Annotated in this window: 17 protein-coding genes and 1 pseudogene; 9 read left to right on the top strand and 9 right to left on the bottom strand. The window is 46.0% G+C overall.

Annotation, left to right across the window (positions count from 1 at the left end; translation table 11 throughout):
• Window positions 1-14: 14 nt before the first annotated feature.
• A complete protein-coding gene (rlmD, locus tag CL176_RS10265) occupies window positions 15-1,412 on the bottom strand; it encodes a 23S rRNA (uracil(1939)-C(5))-methyltransferase RlmD (protein ID WP_118991208.1) in 1,398 nt (465 codons plus the stop codon).
• Between the two features lie 295 nt (window positions 1,413-1,707).
• On the opposite strand from rlmD, the gene CL176_RS10260 reads away from it, so the two are divergent.
• The 7 genes from CL176_RS10260 to CL176_RS10230 are packed head-to-tail and all read left to right on the top strand — an operon-like array spanning window position 1,708 to window position 10,136.
• Window positions 1,708-2,742: a FecCD family ABC transporter permease gene (locus tag CL176_RS10260; RefSeq protein WP_118991207.1), complete on the top strand. Its 1,035-nt coding sequence runs from the start codon at window positions 1,708-1,710 to the stop codon at window positions 2,740-2,742.
• A complete protein-coding gene (locus CL176_RS10255) occupies window positions 2,726-3,493 on the top strand; it encodes an ABC transporter ATP-binding protein (protein ID WP_118991206.1) in 768 nt (255 codons plus the stop codon). Before CL176_RS10260 ends, CL176_RS10255 begins: the two co-directional genes overlap by 17 nt.
• Window positions 3,494-3,497: 4 nt before the next feature.
• Entirely contained in the window at window positions 3,498-4,595 is a 1,098-nt protein-coding gene (locus tag CL176_RS10250) for an ABC transporter substrate-binding protein (RefSeq protein ID WP_118991205.1), read from the top strand.
• A gap of 19 nt (window positions 4,596-4,614) precedes the next feature.
• A complete protein-coding gene (locus tag CL176_RS10245; protein ID WP_118991204.1) occupies window positions 4,615-6,699 on the top strand; it encodes a molybdopterin oxidoreductase family protein in 2,085 nt (694 codons plus the stop codon).
• Between the two features lie 16 nt (window positions 6,700-6,715).
• Window positions 6,716-7,681 (top strand): TDT family transporter, encoded by a 966-nt coding sequence (locus CL176_RS10240; protein ID WP_118991203.1) that lies wholly within the window; start codon window positions 6,716-6,718, stop codon window positions 7,679-7,681.
• Entirely contained in the window at window positions 7,674-8,279 is a 606-nt protein-coding gene (gene mobA, locus CL176_RS10235; protein WP_118991202.1) for a molybdenum cofactor guanylyltransferase, read from the top strand. Before CL176_RS10240 ends, mobA begins: the two co-directional genes overlap by 8 nt.
• A gap of 3 nt (window positions 8,280-8,282) precedes the next feature.
• Window positions 8,283-10,136 (top strand): HAD hydrolase family protein, encoded by a 1,854-nt coding sequence (locus CL176_RS10230; protein WP_118991201.1) that lies wholly within the window; start codon window positions 8,283-8,285, stop codon window positions 10,134-10,136.
• Between the two features lie 249 nt (window positions 10,137-10,385).
• Here the strand turns inward: CL176_RS10230 and CL176_RS10225 are convergent, their stop codons facing one another.
• From CL176_RS10225 to CL176_RS10210, 4 genes are all read right to left on the bottom strand, one after another.
• Entirely contained in the window at window positions 10,386-11,114 is a 729-nt protein-coding gene (locus CL176_RS10225) for a sortase family protein (RefSeq protein ID WP_118991200.1), read from the bottom strand.
• Between the two features lie 69 nt (window positions 11,115-11,183).
• The gene (locus CL176_RS10220) at window positions 11,184-12,383 is read right to left on the bottom strand and encodes a pyridoxal phosphate-dependent aminotransferase (protein ID WP_118991199.1); all 1,200 of its coding nucleotides are present in this window, start codon (window positions 12,381-12,383) and stop codon (window positions 11,184-11,186) included.
• 135 nt (window positions 12,384-12,518) lie between these two features.
• A complete protein-coding gene (locus tag CL176_RS10215) occupies window positions 12,519-13,595 on the bottom strand; it encodes an iron-containing alcohol dehydrogenase family protein (RefSeq protein ID WP_118991198.1) in 1,077 nt (358 codons plus the stop codon).
• 205 nt (window positions 13,596-13,800) lie between these two features.
• A complete protein-coding gene (locus tag CL176_RS10210; RefSeq protein ID WP_118991197.1) occupies window positions 13,801-14,352 on the bottom strand; it encodes an exonuclease domain-containing protein in 552 nt (183 codons plus the stop codon).
• Window positions 14,353-14,463: 111 nt separating this feature from the next.
• Between CL176_RS10210 and CL176_RS10205 the strand changes: the two genes are divergently transcribed.
• A complete protein-coding gene (locus CL176_RS10205; protein ID WP_118991196.1) occupies window positions 14,464-15,036 on the top strand; it encodes a sugar O-acetyltransferase in 573 nt (190 codons plus the stop codon).
• A gap of 53 nt (window positions 15,037-15,089) precedes the next feature.
• Here the strand turns inward: CL176_RS10205 and CL176_RS10200 are convergent, their stop codons facing one another.
• From CL176_RS10200 to CL176_RS10190, 4 genes and pseudogenes are all read right to left on the bottom strand, one after another.
• A complete protein-coding gene (locus CL176_RS10200) occupies window positions 15,090-15,473 on the bottom strand; it encodes a TetR/AcrR family transcriptional regulator C-terminal domain-containing protein (RefSeq protein ID WP_162890961.1) in 384 nt (127 codons plus the stop codon).
• 39 nt (window positions 15,474-15,512) lie between these two features.
• A pseudogene (locus tag CL176_RS13120) lies at window positions 15,513-15,593 on the bottom strand (dihydroxyacetone kinase transcriptional activator DhaS); the annotation flags it as partial.
• A 347-nt stretch (window positions 15,594-15,940) separates the two neighbouring features.
• Window positions 15,941-17,266, bottom strand: a complete 1,326-nt coding sequence (locus tag CL176_RS10195) for a CapA family protein (protein ID WP_162890960.1) — start codon at window positions 17,264-17,266, stop codon at window positions 15,941-15,943.
• Window positions 17,266-18,060, bottom strand: a complete 795-nt coding sequence (locus CL176_RS10190; protein WP_118991194.1) for a protein phosphatase 2C domain-containing protein — start codon at window positions 18,058-18,060, stop codon at window positions 17,266-17,268. The genes CL176_RS10195 and CL176_RS10190 overlap by 1 nt, the downstream gene beginning before the upstream one ends.
• 351 nt (window positions 18,061-18,411) lie before the next feature.
• Between CL176_RS10190 and CL176_RS10185 the strand changes: the two genes are divergently transcribed.
• Complete coding sequence (locus CL176_RS10185; protein ID WP_118991193.1) at window positions 18,412-18,972, top strand: NADPH-dependent FMN reductase; 561 nt, start codon at window positions 18,412-18,414, stop codon at window positions 18,970-18,972.
• Window positions 18,973-19,013 lie beyond the last annotated feature (41 nt).

Below are 19,013 nucleotides of genomic sequence, written 5' to 3'. Positions count from 1 at the left end.
TTTTTAAGCGATTCTTATCTATCTTTTTCCATCAATACCACGCACTCCACATGATTACTATATGGAAATTGATCGACTGGCTGTACCACTTTCAATGCATAACCGAAATCCCGCAACCAGACAAGGTCTTCAGCTAAGGTCTTCGGATTACAACTAACATACACAACTTTCTCCGTCCCGAAACGTCCAATCGCTCGCATGACCTTACCGCCAGCACCACTTCTTGGTGGATCCAACAATAAGAGGTCCGGTTGGCCCCACACTTCAGGCAGAACTTTCAGGCCATTACGCGCATCACTTGCCATAAAGAAGGTATTCTCCAAGCCATTGTCTGCGGCATTGCGTTTAGCTGACTCAATGGACGCTTCCACAATCTCGATGCCAGCCAATTCCTTACTCCGAGATGCCAGGGGTAGGCTAAATGTACCAACACCACAGAATAAATCCAAGACCCGCATATCTTCTTTTACTTCAGCCATGTCAATGGCTAGTTGGACCATCTTCTCAGCTTGAACGGGGTTCGGCTGGAAGAAAGTATCCGGCCATAGGCGGTAACGATAACCTGCAAGTTCATCATAGATAAAGTCACGTCCATATAAGACGGCAGTCTCTTCTGCGTCTACTTTGTCAGCAATGCGCGTATTCTTAATCCAAATAAAGCTAGCTAAATTGGGGAGCTGCTCACTTAAACGGTCGGTTAATGCTTGACTGGCTTCAGCGTAGTTTGCTGAAGTGTCCGTGGCGTATAGAACAACCATTAATTCTTTCGTTGCAAAAGAATAGCGCATCATAAGATTGCGCAGTAGCCCTGTTTTGGCTTCTTTGTCGTAGCCGGGGAGTTGATAGGCTTGCTGCCAATCGCTTACAATATGCTTGGCTTGGACCATGATTTCCGGAGCCAGAATGGAGTCTTTCATATCGATGATTGTGCGGAAATCTCCTTGGGCATGCATGCCTAACTCGCCACGGCTACCAAAGGTTAATTCCATCTTATTGCGGTAGCGGGTCGGCGTATCCATTCCAATAATCGGCTGAACTAACTGCCCATCGAAGCCTTGACCTTCAATAAATCCTCGTACAAGACTCTCTTTATAGGCCAACTGCCCAGCATAAGTCATTGCCAATAACGGAGTCCCTCCCGCTCGGCTCGCCTGGGTATCTACTTCTGGATTGCGCGTTGGACCAGCTTCTAAGAGGGTATCGAAATTGAGTGTAGCTTTACGACGCCCCTTGGCGTTCGGTACCGTCACTCTGACCAAATCACCTGGGACGGTATTAGGAATAAATAATTTGAGTTGCTTGCCGTTTGAACCTGTAACCGGTGGGTGGACATATTTCGCCACGCCCATACCTTTGCTATCGAGCTTATCAATTCTAACGTCTAATACTTCTGTTGGATATTGTTTCTTCATTACTTCACCTCTTCTTCGTTTCCCTATCATACCTGAAATGGGGCACGAATCCTACTTTTTCTTTTAATGATTTTGTTTGTTCACGTTTTTACAACATCTCGTTAAATATCATGATAATTGACATGAAATATTCTTTAGCAATTACGTGGACTTTAATTTTAAAGAATTGGTAGCGCTACACTAAGTATGAGGCATTTCTTGGGATAAATTGCAATTTTATGAACAAGCTTAATAGATTTATGCTATACTATATTAAACTTTTAAAAGTAATTCCAATTTAGAATGGAGCGTGATTATGGAGGCCATTCAAAGGCAAAGAAGGCGACGCATAGGCATACTGGTGGGCCTGGCTATTCTGCTTATTGTAGCGACCTTCATCGCCCTCAACTTCGGCCGTTACTCTCTTTCTCTAGCTGATGTTCGCCAGACCTTTCACTTACTTTTGCGGGGCCAGGCAGCTACGATACCCCGCGAACATTACCTGGTTATTGCCAATATTCGCCTTCCTCGCCTAAGCGCAAATATTTGTATTGGTGCGGCCTTGGCGGTATCTGGGGCTTCCTTCCAAGCATTGTTCGAGAATCCGATGGCTTCCCCCAACGTCCTGGGTGTAAATCACGGGGCGTCATTGGGCGCAGCCTTGGCAATCATTTCGTACGCTTCAAATCAAGTAACTATTCTGGCCGCTTTTGTAATGGGGCTCTTAGCTGTTGGGGTGACCTTTGCGGTAAGTCGCCTCTTTCGCATGCAAAGAACTCTGGCTTTACTACTGGCCGGTATGGTTATCGGTTCCCTCTTTCAAGCCGCTTTAAGTTATGTCAAATTAATCGCAGACGTTGAGAATGCCTTACCAGAGATTACTTATTGGCTGATGGGCTCTTTCTCGTCCATAACTTGGCAGAGGGTGAATATGATTCTGATACCGATGCTGATTGGCTTTGTAATTATTTTTGGGCAAGCTAAGGCTCTTAACTTACTCACCTTGGGCGAAGAGAAGGCCCAAACGCTTGGCATCCATCTTCGCTGGACGCAGGGGCTACTCATTCTAGCAGCCACCTTATTAACGGCAAGTAGTGTCGCCGTAACGGGTATGATTGGCTGGATAGGACTCGTTGTGCCACATATTTGTCGCTTGATTATAGGGCAAGACTACCGCTATCTTCTGCCCTGCTCGGCCTTATTCGGGGCCATCTTTATGGTATGTATTGATACGGTAGCTCGTTCTTGGGCACAAACGGAAATTCCCATTGGCATTCTCACCGCCCTGATTGGCGCACCGATCTTCTTCAGCTTATTGATTGGAGGCAAAAGCGATGGCTTTAACCGTTAAAGAACTGAGCTTTCGTTACAGCAAGCAAGCTACACTCTCGAATATCAGTTTCACCATAGACTCTGGCCAATTCGTTGCCTTCTTAGGTGAGAATGGCGCAGGCAAGACGACGCTCTTTAAACTTTTGCTGGGCCTGTTAAAGGCTGAACAAGGGAGTATTTACTGGCAGGATTTAAATTTACAGACCGCCTCCCCCAAAGCCATTGCCGAGCAAATTGCCTACGTCCCACAACAAAGTAACGGAAGCTTTAACCACACCGTCATTGACCTGGTCGAAATGGGCCACGTCTCTGCCAAAGACCCTCACCAAACAGAGAAAGCCCTGAATTACCTGACTATGTTAGGCATTGAAAGCTTGGCCCTGCGTCCTTTCCAAGCCTTATCCGGTGGCCAACAACAATTGGTGCGCATTGCCCAGGCATTAATGCAAGACACACCGTTGATTTTAATGGATGAGCCGACCGCTAACTTAGATTACGGCAACCAACTTAAGGTGTTAGACCAATGTCGCCAACTGGCTCAAGACGGCTACACAATTATTATGAACTCGCACCAGCCCCAAGATGTCTTAACCTTCTGTGACCAAGCCCTGCTGCTAAAAGACGGGCAACTGATGGTTCATGACACGGTTGAACGGGCTTTAACCCCAGAGCGAATCGAAGCACTCTACGGTGTACCGGTTGAGTTGAAGCAAGTGGACGAGAAGTACCCTCAACTAGTCATCCCTAAACTTTATCAAAGGAGACCTTAAACTTATGCATAAAACATTCATCACATTCTCTAAAATTATCGTAACTTCCTTAGTGGCATCAACGTTGACCTTCCTACCAGCCAGTCCAGTAAATACTGTTCTAGCTGAAGAAGCAAGTACTGAAGCAACTACTCCCAAAGAAACCATTGTCTACACCGATGACTTAGGACGAGAAATTGAAATTCCAGCAAATATCGAGCGCATCTTAGGTACCGGCTCCACCTCTCAAATTGTCCTCTACTCCGTTGCACCCGAGCGCATGGTAGGTTGGAGCAATCAACCGGACACAGCTGATTTAGCTTACATGCCTGAAGCAGCTGCCGAAATCCCTGAAGTGGGCGGCTTATTCAATGGCCCTGATGAATTAAATCTTGAAGCGATTATCGACCTTGCCCCAGATGTCATTATTGACGTCGGCGAACAAAAGGAAGGCATCCAAGAGGAATTAGATCAACTTTCTGAATTAACAGGGGTACCGGTCATCTTCTTCAATGGTAATTTAGACGACATGCCTGCCTTATATACCAACTTAGGCGAAGTGTTGGGCGTCGATACAGCAGAGCAAGTGGCTTATATTGAAACCACCTTAAAGCGGGCAGCAGAGCATCAAGCAACTATCCAAGCGGACGGTCAAACCTACTACTTAGCCAATGGTGACAATGGCTTTAAGACGGCACCAGCTGACAGTTTCCATACCGAGGTCTTTGACCGCGTAGGCTTAACGAACGTCCTCTCGGCTGAAGAAGCGGAAGGCTTTGGCTGGCAAGATGTATCCGGTGAGCAAGTTCTTGCCTGGCAACCAGACAGTGTCACCTTCCTCTACCCGGAAACTTACGCCGAACGTGACCAGGAATTCTGGGACAGCTTAGAAACAGATGCAATTTACTTAGTGCCCGATGCGCCGTATAACTGGCTCACAGGTCCTAAATCGGTCAATGCCATTCTAGGTATCAACTGGGCTGGCCAAATGTATTACCCTGATGTATATCAACTCAACTTAGTCGAAGAAGCTCAATCATTCTACCAGCTATTCTATCATTATGAATTAAGCACTGAAGAAGCCGAAGCCTTACTAACTGGCCCTACTTCTGCAGAAGTTTAATTTCGGAAAGGAGACCATTATGGAGAAAATTCAATCAACCTGTAATTATTGTGCGATTTCCTGTAACTTAGACTATTACGTTGAAGATAATGAAATTAAACAAATTCTGCCCAAGGAGAACTATCCCGTTAACCCTAATTTGCTTTGCATTAAAGGCTTAAATACTGATAAGCAACAAAGTATGCATAAGCCCAATCCTCTGCCGCAAATTCGCCAAGCAGACGGTAGCATGAAAGCTGTCTCTTGGGAAGAAGGCTTCCAAGAAGTTGCTGAACAAATTCAAGCTATTCAAGCGAAATATGGTCCAGAAGCTTTTGCAGGTATTAGTACGGGGCAGCTCTTAGTTGAAGACTTTGCCTTATTAGGACATATTATGCGCAATCATTTACAGACCAATTTGGATGGGAATACCCGTCTATGTATGGCGACCGCCGTCGTTGCCCACAAGCAATCCTATGGTTTTGATGCGCCGCCTTATACAATTCAAGACATTGAACTATCTGATACGATTGTGCTGATTGGGGCCAATCTGGTGGCTGCTCACCCTGTTATTTGGAACCGAGTGCGTCGTTCACGCAAGGATACAGACCGCATCATTGTCGTCGACCCTCGTAAATCAGCAACCGCCAAGCAGGCCGATTACCATTATGCGATTAACCATGCTTCTGATTTGCCGCTATTCTATACACTCGCTAATCTTCTCATTGAACGGGATATTGCTATTGACCATGACTTTATCAAAGAACATACCAATGGCTTTGAAGATTTCAAAGCATTCGTTCAAAACTTCACCTTAGCCAAAGCGCCTGAACGCACTGGGCTTAGCGAAGAAGAAATAATGGAATTTGTAGAACTGATTGAAAGCGGCAAGCGCGTCAGTTTCTGGTGGACTATGGGTATTAACCAACACCACGAAGGGGTGCGGGCAGCTCAAGCCATTATTAACTTAGCCCTGATGACTGGTAATATCGGCAAGCCAGGGACAGGTGCCAACTCACTAACAGGACAAACGGACGCCATGGGTTCACGTCTATTCAGTAATACAACCGCCCTGCACGGGGGTACCGACTTCGCCGATGAAGCGGGTCGCCAACGCATCGCAGACATCTTAGGGGTTGAGCCAACTTACCTCGCTGATAAACCAACCAAAACCTATGACGCCATTGTTGAAGGAGTCAATAAAGGTGAAATTAAAGGCCTTTGGGTCATTTGTACCAACCCAATGCATAGTTGGACAAATAATACGACCTTTAAAGAAGCCGTTGAGAAACTTGATCTGCTCATCGTCCAAGATATCTATGATGACACTGAGACGTCTGAGCACGCCACCCACTTCCTTCCCGTTGTACCCGCTATTAAGAAAGAAGGCACCATCATCAATACCGAACGCCGCTTATCTCCGGTACGCTCGGTCTTAGAGCGAGCTAGCAATGAGAAGACTGATTTTGAAGTGCTTCGGGGTATCGGTGAGGCCTTGGGCATGGATTTAAGTCGCTGGCAGACGCCACGGGATGCCTTTGAATTGATGAAGGAAGTCACCCGGAACAAGCCATGTGACATTACCGGGGTCGATTGGGATTGGCTCACCCGCTCAGATGGCATTCAGTGGCCATACCCTTCGACTTTAAATGGGGCAGAGGTAGACCGGGAACGTCGTCTATATGAAGACGGCAAGTTCTTCACGGCCGATCAACGGGCAAATTTCGTCTTTGAAGAGCCTCGCGCTGTGCCTATTCCGACCACGGAAGAATTCCCAATTGTCTTAAATACGGGCCGGATTTCTGCCGCCTCCTGGCATACCCGTTCGCGTACGCGTGAAATTGCTGGAACCCGTCAAGTTGACCCGGCGAACGCCTACCTCATTATGGGACCTGGCCTGGCAGACGAATTGGGCATTCATGAAGGTGACCGTGCCCGCGTGCATTCCCATAATGGGGCGGTTGAGGAATTAGATGTTCAAATCCAAAGCGATCAGCGCAATGATGAAATCTTCGTCCCACTGCATTACATCGAGTGTAACCGCCTGACCGCCTCAGAGTATGATCCATATTCAAGAGAACCGGCTTACAAGATTGCACCCGTTGCAGTTGAGAAAGTTGTATAGCTAGGGGAGATTGTATATGGCACGCTTAATGGAGAAAATTCGTGAGTTTCCCGTTCCTTTACTGCCAACCATGGTTGGTGTCCTAACCCTTAGCAACGTCTATAACGGCATGGGCTACACCTGGGTCCGTCACCTTTCCATGTGGCTGGTAGGCCTTTTGTGCGTTCTATATTTAGTAAAGATTGTTCGCTTCCCAGGCATTGTCCAGAAGGAATACAAGCAAGTTACCTTATCAGCGCTCTATGCTGGCTTAACGATGGCACTGATGATCTTAAGTAGCTATATTGTCCAATATGCTCCAGGCATCGGACGGAGTTTATGGCTTATCGCAGTTATCGTGCATATTGCCCATATTATTTACTTTACGATGAAACACGTGGCACCCAACTTTCAAACGGATAACTTCCTCCCGTCTTGGTTTGTAACCTATAACGGCTTAGCTGTATCGGTTGTTATCGGCAAGGACATGGGCTTTAACACCTTGCAATATTGGATTGCTATTTACTGTATTGTGATTTACTTAGTTCTATTGCCTTTCATTGTCAAAAGGCTGGCCACCCGACCTATCGCTAAAGGCGCTTACCACACCCAAGGGATTGTGGTTGCTCCGGTCAGCTTAAGTATTGTCTCTTACTTAAACGTTGCAACGCAACCTAAGCCTTGGCTGATTTATTGCTTGGCCCTACTTCTCGTCTTGTCCTTAGCTTATTATGCCAGCTTATTGCTGCGCTTTATTACCTTTGATTTCACGCCTGGCTATGCCGGGACGACCTTCCCCATGGCTATCGGCGTGGTTGCATCCGGCCGTGTAAGTGGCTACTTGTTGGAACAGGACCTAGATTTCTGGGGCCACTTCTTCCAGCAACTTCAAGGCCTGCAGCTTTATATTACGACAATCATGGTAGGCTATGTCTTCCTGCGCTTTATGAGTGATTTCTTCGACGTTAAGGGCCAATTGGCCAAGTTGTATCCCGATGACTAAGCGGCCAGAATTTGGCTCGGCCTTAATCTTAGCAGGGGGCCAAAGCTCAAGAATGGGCTTTGATAAGCAGTTCCTAAGTTTCGACGGGGAGCGCTTAGTCAATCACTTAGTCCAACAGCTGAGGCCCCATTTCGCGGATATCCTGCTCGTCACCAATAAGGCTCAAGAGCATGATATTCCGGGCATCCGCCTTATCCAAGATATTTACCCGGGCAAGGGGCCTCTAGCAGGAATTCATGCCGGCCTCAGCCATAGTCAGAGCCAATATCTTTTCGTCATTGCCTGTGACATGCCCTATTTGTCCCCTGAATACTTACGCTACCAAAAGCAGCAGCTGTTAAAGGCTGAGGTGGATATTCTGACCAATCAAGATGAAGAGCGCTTTATTTATCCCTTTCACAGCTTCTATTCTTTGGCCTTGCTCGATTCGCTTGAAGCACACTTGCTTCAGGATAATTTGAAGGTTCAACGTTTCGTTCGCCAAGCGAAGCATCGCATGATTCCCCGGGCGATTTGGTCCCAGTTTCCTAATACAGCGCATTTGTTTCTCAATTTAAATACCCCTGAAGATGTACAAGCATACTTAGAAATGAGGTAAGCTATGGATTTAAAGCTCGTCGCCATTGATTTAGACGGCAGTTTGTTGCGGAATGATTTCACCTATGAAGTCGAACGCTTTAATGCAGTCCGCCAACGCCTCGGTGAGCAAGGCGTTCGCTTCGCGATTCTGTCCGGGCATTCCCGCCAAGATTTAACGGCTTTCCTGAGTGAAATGGATACACGCGATATTTACCTAACTAGCCATAATGGCAATTATGTGACCTATAACGGCAAACGGCTGCGAAAGGTAGATTTGCCCGATGATGCCTTAGCTTGGTATAAGAGCAAGTTACAGCAATTTGACAATCTGCTCTTTATTGCCGATGACGGTGAGCAAGTCTACGCTTACCAGCGAGGCAAGAGTTCTTATTTAGATAGTGAGCTCCAACGGGTCTACCCTGGAGCCAAACCGATTGAAGACTTGGATGAATTGAAAGGTCGTCCTCTCTTCAAGCTAGCAGCAAACTTCGCCCTCGAACGTCCGGATGTGAAGAAATTACGGCGCCGCCTTCAAGAAGAGCGGACCGATTTAGATGTCATTGTCCGACGCTTCGGCTGGTTGGAAGTCCATACCCGGGCCGGCGGGAAGAAGGCTGTCCTAGAATATTTACAAGATTTATATGCTATTTCTAAGGACGAGACCCTCACCTTCGGCAATAAGATGAATGATGCGAGCATGAATCAATTAGCAGCCTACCCGGTTGCCATGGCAAATGCTTATATTGAATACCGCAAAATTACCCCTTACGTTATCGGTAGCAATGAAGAGCAAGCACTTATCCGTCTTTTGGAAGAAATTGCTGACGCGGGGTCTCTTGCCCCACTCAATAAATACCACAACCCAGAAAAGGAGGAATCTAACCCTATGAACACTCAAGCAGACGCGCATTCCTCAGCTAACCACACGCCAGAAGTCGAGCCTGTCGCATCGCCTTCCCACACTCAAGGCTTTGTCGGCAAGGCGCGCGGCATGGCTGGCGATGTAGCGCTCAACGTCGAATTCGCTATCCAGAATATTGAAATCGTCCAAGAGCAAGAAACCGTCGGCATCGGTGATCTGGCCCTCCAGACCTTACCTGGACAAATTATCGCCAAGAATTCCTTAGATGTTGACACCATCTCCAGTGCAACGGTCACCAGCAATGCCATCCGCAACGCTATTATCGATGCAGCCCAACAAGCTGTTGACGCCATGCAAGCAACCGTGGACGCAAGTTCCGGTGCCTCTAGCCACGATTCACATGCAGAAAGTGAACCGGTTACCGTTGGCGAAGGCGAATATATCGGACGCGCACAAGGCTTAGGCGGCGAACTCGTGGTACGCGTTACGACTTCTGACGGCCAGAGCATTGATCAAGTAGAAGTGCTTAGCCACAAGGAAACACCTGGTATCGGCACTAAGGCCATCGATGCCCTACCGGCACAAATTGTCTCTGCCAACTCGACAGATGTCGATAGTATCTCAGGCGCCTCTATTACGAGTAGCGCCATTAAAGAAGCTGTTGAGCAAGCAATGGCTGGTGGCGAATCCAACGACGAAGTGGACCAACTCATTGACACCCTAATCCAAGACCAGAATCTGCGCTCCGCCTTTAAGGCAGTGCTTCAGGAACACCTGCCTGAGAGAACGCCAGGAGAACCCGTTCACGCCGCGGAGTCAGCAAGCCAAAAGCCGACTTATGACCAAAGAAGTGTCGAAGAGATTGATGCAGACCGCACCTTAACGAAAGAGCAGAAAGCCCAGCTCATTATGAACCAAATCTTCTACGCTCGGGAAGCTGCGAATGCAGAAGACATGACCGAAGCAACGGATACACCAAGCACCGATGCAGACTCCTCAGCCTCTCAGCACTAAGCAGTGGACATTTACAAACGCAAAAATATATCCCATCAACCCGAAAAAGTTGATGGGATATTTTGCCTTGCAAAAAATATGTATACCACTGACCTGGATTGGATAATTATACAAGACATGCTGAAAATACCGTCGTATCAACGTTCAGCAATCATTATAATTATTACGAAGGATAATGATAGGAGGGTTTAGATTTCCAGTCTAGGGCAAAAGCCTGGCACAAATCATTGGGGCCAGACTTTCGCTATACTACCAAACCCGGTAGCCAATATTACTGATTAATAAACCGAGTGCATAGTCCCAACGGCAATACTGGACGTAAACCATATCCTCGCCGTTCCCTTCATAGGCTAAGGTTGGTAAGTAATCATCGCCATAAAATTGCAATGTCTGATCGGGATGTAGGAATTCCATCACTTGGGTAATTTCATAACCACGGCTATAACCTGCTTCATCCGTTATGATGACTTCTGAGCCTTCGCCGAAAGAAATAACGTCGTTTAAGGGATTAAATACCCCGTTGTCCGATAAATTATAATAGTGGCCGAAGAAGGTGTTCATCCCTTGATCGCCAACATAGACACACAGATTCTGATCTAAGGCTTCACTTAATGCGATGTAGTCTTCATCCGCGCCTGTGTTGCCACGCATGTCCACATAGGGGATTTCATAGCCATCTACTACAATCGTATTGGGATTGTAGCCACGCTGCTCCCCTCGTTTGGCTAAAGTCTTTGGATCGATGGTCTTATATGCTTCAGGATAAACCGGCTCGTGAATAACTGCCCCTTCGACATCTTCTGGCCGAAGAACTTCATCTTCGGTTTCGTCGCTTGTCGTTTCGCTGGTTGATTCGGCCGAAATCTCAATCGCTCCATGAGCCGGCACTGGCTGAGTACTTCTTGCATAAGCTGTTAATGGTGAAATAACTGGAACAAGATTAGCAAGTAATAGAAATTTCATTAGTGTTTTTCTCATGCTGTCACCCTTTTATTTTTCTATAGACTTATTATAATGTAACGGTCAGATATTTCAATCACCAACCCTTTATGAAAGCACTTTATGTGGATAAGCCGCCAATGCTGCTTCCAGAATATCCATCGCCCGTTCAATCATCCCTTCTTCAACACAGTAAGAAAGGCGAATTTGCTGCTTCCCGTACTGGCTATCCGTATAGAATGATTCAGCCGGAGTTGCTAGAACCGTATAGCCATCCACTGTTATATTCTCCATCATCCAAATAATAAATCGCTCCGCATCATCCACCGGTAGGCTAACAATGGTGTAGAATGCCCCTTCCGCTTCATTCGTTACCATCCCTTCCATTGTCTTCAAACGCCGGTTTAATACATTGCGCCGTCTCTGGTAAATTTCGCGGTTATCATAGACAAACTGGTCATCAACTAAATCCATCGCCCCTGCCCCGATTTGGTCAAGAGTAGAGACGGACAAGCGGGCTTGGCAAAGCTTCAGTACATGGGCGATAAAGGCTTGATTCTTCGAAGCGATAGAGCCAATGCGAGCGCCACAGGCGGAGTATTTCTTAGAGATACTGTCGATGAGGATGACTCGGTCTTGAATCTCTGGATAGTCGCCGAAAGAATAGAAAGGCCGGTCCGTATAGTTAAATTCCCGGTACACCTCATCGGCAATAATGAATAAATCTTCTTCCAGTGCCAGCTGAACCAAGCGCTCAATTTCCTCCTTGCGGTACACCCGTCCTGTTGGGTTCCCTGGGCTCGAGATAAGAATGGCCCGAGTTTTCGGGGTAAGCTGCGAACGGAAGGCTTCTAAACTAGGCATTTGAAAACCATCTGCGATGTCTGAATGAACGGTGACTAAACGGCCGCCGACCATCTTGACGAAGCTGTCGTAATTAGGATAATAAGGCTCAATGGTGAGCACTTCGTCCCCTTCATCTAATAAGGCCATCATGGTAAACATCAAGCCCTCACTCGCCCCACTGGTAATAATCAGCTCTTCGATGGCGAAGTCCAAGCCGTAATTATGCAAGTATAATTGCATCGTCTCAAGGGTCTTTTGAATTCCTCGAGAATTCGCATATTCTAGCACACTGACCTCATAGTCTGAAATAGCTTCATAGAATTCCTTAGGTGTCTCAATGTCTGGTTGACCAATATTCAAAGGAATCACGTGAACTCCTCTCTGGCGTGCAGCGTCAGCATAGGTACTTAAGCGACGAATCGGCGAAGAACCGATAGCTTCAATGCGATTTGAGAATTTCATAGACTCACTTCTTTCCTATTATCGTTTTCTACCATTTTACTTATTTTTGCCCATGTTGAAAACAAAAAAATAAGCCTGAGCTGAAAAAATCACTCAGACTTATGGCTAAGGCTTGTTCTACTATAATCTTGTCAATTAAGCATTCGTTACGGCTTCTAAATCTTCGATTGCCTGGAGAAACTTCTCACGCGTAATTTCATAAGGTGACACCCGAATGTCATCCATGGTCATCGCCTTATCCGTTAATTCTTCTAATTCTGCTTGGGTATGAATATCTAGCCCTTTGAGGGTGGTCGGCAGGGAAATCTCCTGCATAAACGCAAGCATCCGGTCACGTGCTTGGAATTGTTCATCCATCGTCAGCAAAGCAAGGGTGCCATAGGCCACCAGAACACCGTGCAAATGCTTTTCACCCGCCGGAATTCTGGTCGCACCGTAATAGAAGGCATGCCCCATATTGGTACTGTAATCATCATCTACCAGAACCGACGTTAAGGCAGTGGTGCCAATAATTTCCAACAATACCTTGTCAATGGCTGGGGATGCTTGATTCTGTTCGGCAGCTTCCAAGGCTGCTTTGCCACTTTGATATAGGCGTTCATTACAGCCTTTCACAACTTGAATACCCAATTGATCTTGGAAGGTCAATTCACGGCCCCTACTGGAGAACTCCGATTCAATCTCTTTGGATAAAGCGTCCGCAATCCCAGCCCAAAGGTACTGAGTGGGTGCTTCAGCAATAATTTGACTATCGGCAAAGCAATGAATCGCCGGAGCATCTTGGAAATCCAAGCCATGCATTTCCCCATCATCCTCGTAAAGAACACTTACTTTGGTCGTTGGCGCACAGTTGGAAGCAATGGTCGGAAAGGTAAATACCGGCTTGTTCCCCAAGCGCTTGCCCAATGTTTTGACCGTGTCGCAAGCATTGCCTCCTCCCACTGCGAAAAGCATATCGGCTGCTTGTACGCTGGGCTGATCCATTAATTGGGAAATATTACTTAAACTAGCAATCCCCCCGTACCACAAGGTATCAATGATTGTAATCGAACTGTCTGAAAGGGCTGCTTGAATACGCGCTTCAGCCGCGGCCAGGGCTTTCTTGCCCCCAATGAGAACCGCCTTGCTTCCATAAGGCCTTGCATAACGCTCAATCGCTTCATAAGCATCGACACCGACAGTGATATTAGGTAAATTAATCGAAAGTGACATGCGCATTTCCTTTCTAAATAAGCCATAACATTCTTGTTGTTTAATATATCACAAAGCACATGGTTCAACAAGCCTCAATCCGCTTATTCTGCAAGCCAAAATTGCTAATGCCGCCTAGATATGGCTTAATCAAAGCCTCATATGACGCATATGCTCGCGTATCGTTAAGGCCGCTAGTTAGCTAGATGCCGCGCCAAAGTCAATACTACAATTTATAAAAAGCCTGCACACCGGCGGCAGCTAGGAGCTCTTCGACCGTCTCACTCTTAGTATACATGCCGAGGGCATGGATAATATAAGCTGCAGCCCGGGAATCCTCGAGGGCATTATGATGGTTAAACTCAAATTTAATTTGCTCACTGAGCGGTTTCAGACCAAAGCGGGGTAATTTACCCGCCCAAATTGAGCGTGCCAGTTGATAGGAATCGAAATAATCTAGCCCTAAAGCGGACCGACGATAACGTCGATTCTCAGCTTGAATCACCCGCCGGTCAAACTGACTATGACTCACGACAGGCAGGCCCTTCGTGAAATCGGTAAAGCGGGCGATCACTTCCGCATAATCAGCCTGCCCCGCCACATCCTCCGGAAGAATACCATGAATAGCGATATTCTTTGGCGTGAAATAAGTCTTAGGATCAATTAATTCATAGAAATGCGCCTCCATAATCCCATTCCTAACGCGAACCGCACCCAAGGAACAGGCCGACGCTTTCTCATGATTAGCCGTCTCAAAATCAAAGGCTACATACTCCATGGTAACTCCTTCCCCATGTAAAACCGTTAGACAAGTCTACGTATTGTTATTATAATAAAGACATACCACTTTGCCTAGTTACAAAGTACAAATAAATAATGGAGTAAATTTATGAACGAAAGAGACAAAATGCTTGCTGGCGCTTGGTATGACGCTAATTATGACGACGCCTTGCTCAAAGAGCGTAACCAAGCCAAGGCCTTAGCCACACAAATTAACCAAACAATCGACCTAGCCGAAAGAAATCAGCTGATCGAAGAACTCATTCAACAACCCTTAGGTAACAGTGAATGGCTGCCACCTTTGATGGTTGATTACGGCTGGAACATTAGCCTAGGAGACTATGTCTCAATTAATCACAATGCTTACCTGATGGATGGGGGCGCCATGACCATAGGTAACCACGTCTTTATTGGCCCAAATGCCGGCTTTTATACGGCCAGACACCCGCTCAACTACAAGGAAAGGGACCAAGGCTATGAACAAGCCTTACCTATAACCATCTCAGACCATGTTTGGATTGGCGGAGATGTCAGCATCCTTCCCGGCGTTACTATCGGCGAAGGCGCCGTCGTTGGGACCGGCTCCGTCGTCACCAAAGACGTCCCAGCCCACACGGTCGTCGCCGGAAACCCCGCCCGAGTTATCCGCCATATCGACCAAGAACAAACAGAAATCCAATAAGACAAAAGTGAGCTATGCGTTAATTTTCAACGTACAGCTCACTTTTATGTCCTTTAGTAATTAGGATTTTCAATATCAATCACATCATCAAAGGAATGGGTCGCGAAGAATTTATACGCACTAATAACTTGATCCACATCGGTATTTCGTTTCGTCCCCTCCTGCAGCCATAACTTAATAATAATTACCGTTACAATACCATAATAATGACTAATAGACTGGCTACTGAAGAAGGAAACAGCTTCGAAATCCCGCATAGGATACTGATCGAAGATCCGCTCAACTAATGCTGTCATCTTCAACGTAAGAATTTCTTCAAAGGAATTCTGCCCTTCTGTTTCAAAGGCTCTCTGGTAGAAAGCCATATGCCGATCGAAATAAATAAAAATCATCGAAACGACTTCACCGAGCAAGTCGACACTGATTAAATTCTCCAAAAAGGCAAATAAATCCCGCTCCAAAATATACTCAAATAGTTCATTTTTGTCTTGGTAATAGTTATAGAAGGTCGGCCGAATGACCCCCGCCCCATCGGTTATATTCTTTACGGTTATTTTTCGGAAGGGTTTTCCAGAATAAGTTGCTGGAAACTCTCAGCGAGAAGATTTTTAGTATTGGTGGAATCACTCACATGCACTCACCTCATTATTTATTAGACTTCTTCTTATACACGGTTCATTGGCGCTTAAAGCGCATCTGGCTACGTTCTTATTATAAAATGCACCCATGAATAAAGCCAGTCATTACACTGGCTTCAGGTTTGCATTAACTTTACTTAAGCTAAATATCCTTCAAAAGAAGTACAACCATCCGATGAGGGTGACTACACAATGAATACCCTTAAACCTAGCAAAAGATGAAGCAACATACCTTCCCATTGCCTTATGACTCATCCGTGTAGGTTCTAACGAAAAGTTGAATCCGTTGCTTCAGTCCATGCCGTCTCTAAATGGGTGACATAATTCACTTCAGTCGTAAAAGCCTGCATACGCTCGGCTAATTCTGACCACCAAGATGCTCCATCAGGGATTTGATAGTAATCATAATCAGCCAAAGGAACTGTTTCATACATCTTCTCATCGCGCACGCCTAGCATAAAGATGGGCATAAAGCTCACATCTGTGACACTAACTTGACCATCTGCTGCTTTCTCTAGCACAATCTCAGTAATGCCACCTTGTTTATTGCTCAAGTCTTCTTGGCCTGAGACAAAGCTGGCTTGTGAATATATACCAAAGCTACCGCCTTCATTCAACCAAACCAAGGGTTGCAAGACATGGGGATGGCCCCCTAATATCACGTCCACACCCGCATCGGCCAAAGCTTGAAAGACATGTTCTTGCGTGGCATCTGGCCATGGATCATATTCCGGACCTAACTGCAAGGTCACGACCATCGCATCGCATTGATTCTGAACTTGCGCAATTTCCTCCAGCATAATATCTAAGTCAGTTAAGCTAATTAAGTACTCTTCTCCCGGCGGGATAGGCATGCCATTGGTACCGTAAGAATAAGTCAGCAAGCCAACTTTCAGCCCGTTTGCTTCATAAATCCGCGGTTGGGCATAGTCTTCCCAAGAGGCATAAGAGCCGGAATAGGTTAAGCCAACTTCTGAGATATTCTCAATGGACGTTCGTGCACCTTCCCCGTACCAATCTAAAGTGTGGTTAGATCCATTGGTGACGTGGTCAATCCCCAATTTCTTCAAAGTAGTTAGAATAGCTCTAGGTGCGTTAAATTGCGGATAGCCAGCCATCGGCAGTTGCGGCGAGGCTGCGATGACTTCCAAATTCGCAATCGATAAATCAGCATAGGCGACAAAGGGAGCTATGTGCCAAACCATTGGATCGAAATCATAACCTTCAGCTAGAAAATCCGCCGCGACAGGCTCAAAACCATAAACCTCCGCCGGCATTTGTGCTTTGGCTGCTTGGTATAGTTCATGCGAGGTATCGGCTAAGTGACTGACCCGGTCATGAATCAACACATCGCCGACTGAGCGAATAACGAAACGGTTCGCCTCCCCTTCCCAAGGTTCGTAGGTCGTCTTGGCAGGAAGCCCTGCCAAGGGCTCACTTAAGGTCAATGGCTCCGGCTCGGCTGCTGCCTCTTCACTATGGGAAGTGACTTCTGCACTCGATAGACTGGCTTCCTCCTGGGAAGATTGCTGATCCTTCGCTTGGCAAGCGGTTAAGAGGAGTAGCACACATAAATAAATTGCTTTCTTCATCATATTTCCTTTACCTTGAAACGAATATACGTCCGGTCATCAAAGCTATGATTGCCTGCTTGTAAGCCCTTGGTTGAGAACTCCTGGCGATATAAAAGCGGATCCTCTGCCAAGACTTGGGCTAAATAAGCCTCACTCGCTTCCAAAGTCTCTTCAAGCTGGGGATATCCATCAGTCGCTAGGATGACTTCATGACTGGCATCAGTGAGGGGAATAATTTGTACAAGGTCTAAGGGAATTTCTTCACCATTAAAGACCGCGTAGCCAAAAGGCGTCGTCGGATCATTGGCAAACTGGGTTGATTGCACAATCCACGGTTCAATCACCGAACGGGCCTCCTGAACGTCAGACTCATCCTCGCTGCTCAGATGAATCACTAAGCTGCGTAATCCTTCGAGCACATCATCACTCAACTTCGTCTGCTGGTACCGCTTCCCATCAACCATAACTTGGCAATCCCCCACCAACCAAATTTCCCGGCGATGATTGGAATAAATTGCCCCTACCGCCTGCAGGCCGAATAACTTAATATCTTCCGTAAAGTCTACTTTCTGGTAGAAAGCGCGAACTTCTTGATTGACCGCTTGAAGAAAGGCCTGGAAATCTGCAGCTGGCTCAAGACGTTCGAGAACTTTCTTGACAAGTTGGGCCATTAACCAACCCGTCTTATGCCCTTGGTAAGTGAAATTGGACTTGGCCGTCACGCCATCAATCACAGCAATATAATCTTGGGTTTGAATCAAGGCATCCTCACATAATTCAGGTGAAGCTTTACCTTGGATAAATGCTTCCATCACTTCGATGTCACTCACATCCTTTGGATAATTTCTTGCTTAGATTTTATCACATATTTATTTACTAATATAGGCTTTCAAACAAATCCCTAGCGATGATAATAATAATTAATCCAAAGATGACAAAACAATATCAATAGCCAAAAAGCGCTTTCTTGTCAATTTCCCGATTTTTTTACTGGCCCGTAATTTCTGAAATGAAGGAAATACACTAACCTTTTCATAGATATATTTACTGCAATATTCAATATATTATCCATCAAACACCGGCCTTGCAAAAAATATCTCGAATTCGTATAATCAAACTAGCTTAAGAATAAGCGAGTAATTTTCTAATGGAGGAAATAAATAATGACAAAAATTGGTATTATTACAGGAAGCACCCGTACAGACCGGGTAAACTTACAAGTTGCTGAATATGTTCTTGAAGTAGCGAAAGCTCACAATCAAGACGCTAAGTTCGAAATCGTTGATATTAAAGATTACGATCTACCTATGATCGATACAGCCCCTCCAGGGATGTTAAACCGCAACTATCCAGATGAGCGCACGCAACGCTGGTCTGAGAAGATTGATTCCTTAGATGGCTTCATCTTCGTAACTCCAGAATATAACAAGAACAACACACCAGCCTTATTAAATGCCTTAGACGTTATTTCACCAGAATGGGGCAATAAAGCAGCTGGCCTTGTAGGTTATGGCTCAACCGGTGCTGTAACAGCCATTCAAACCCTACGTATCACTCTATCAAACTTCAATGTGGCAACTGTTGGTCAATTTGCTGACTTTAACTTATTCACAGAATTTGAAGAAGGTACTTTCAAGCCATTCGACTACCGTAAACCAACAGTTCAAGGCCTAGTTGATGCAACGGTTGCTTGGGCCAAAGCTTTCGAAACATTACGTAAATAATATAAACAACATACAATCCATCATTCCATTCCAGAAAAGCC

Origin of the sequence: Suicoccus acidiformans (assembly GCF_003546865.1) — a bacterium.
Taxonomy (GTDB): Bacteria; Bacillota; Bacilli; order Lactobacillales; family Aerococcaceae; genus Suicoccus; species Suicoccus acidiformans.
This window is presented reverse-complemented; position numbering and strand designations above follow the sequence as displayed.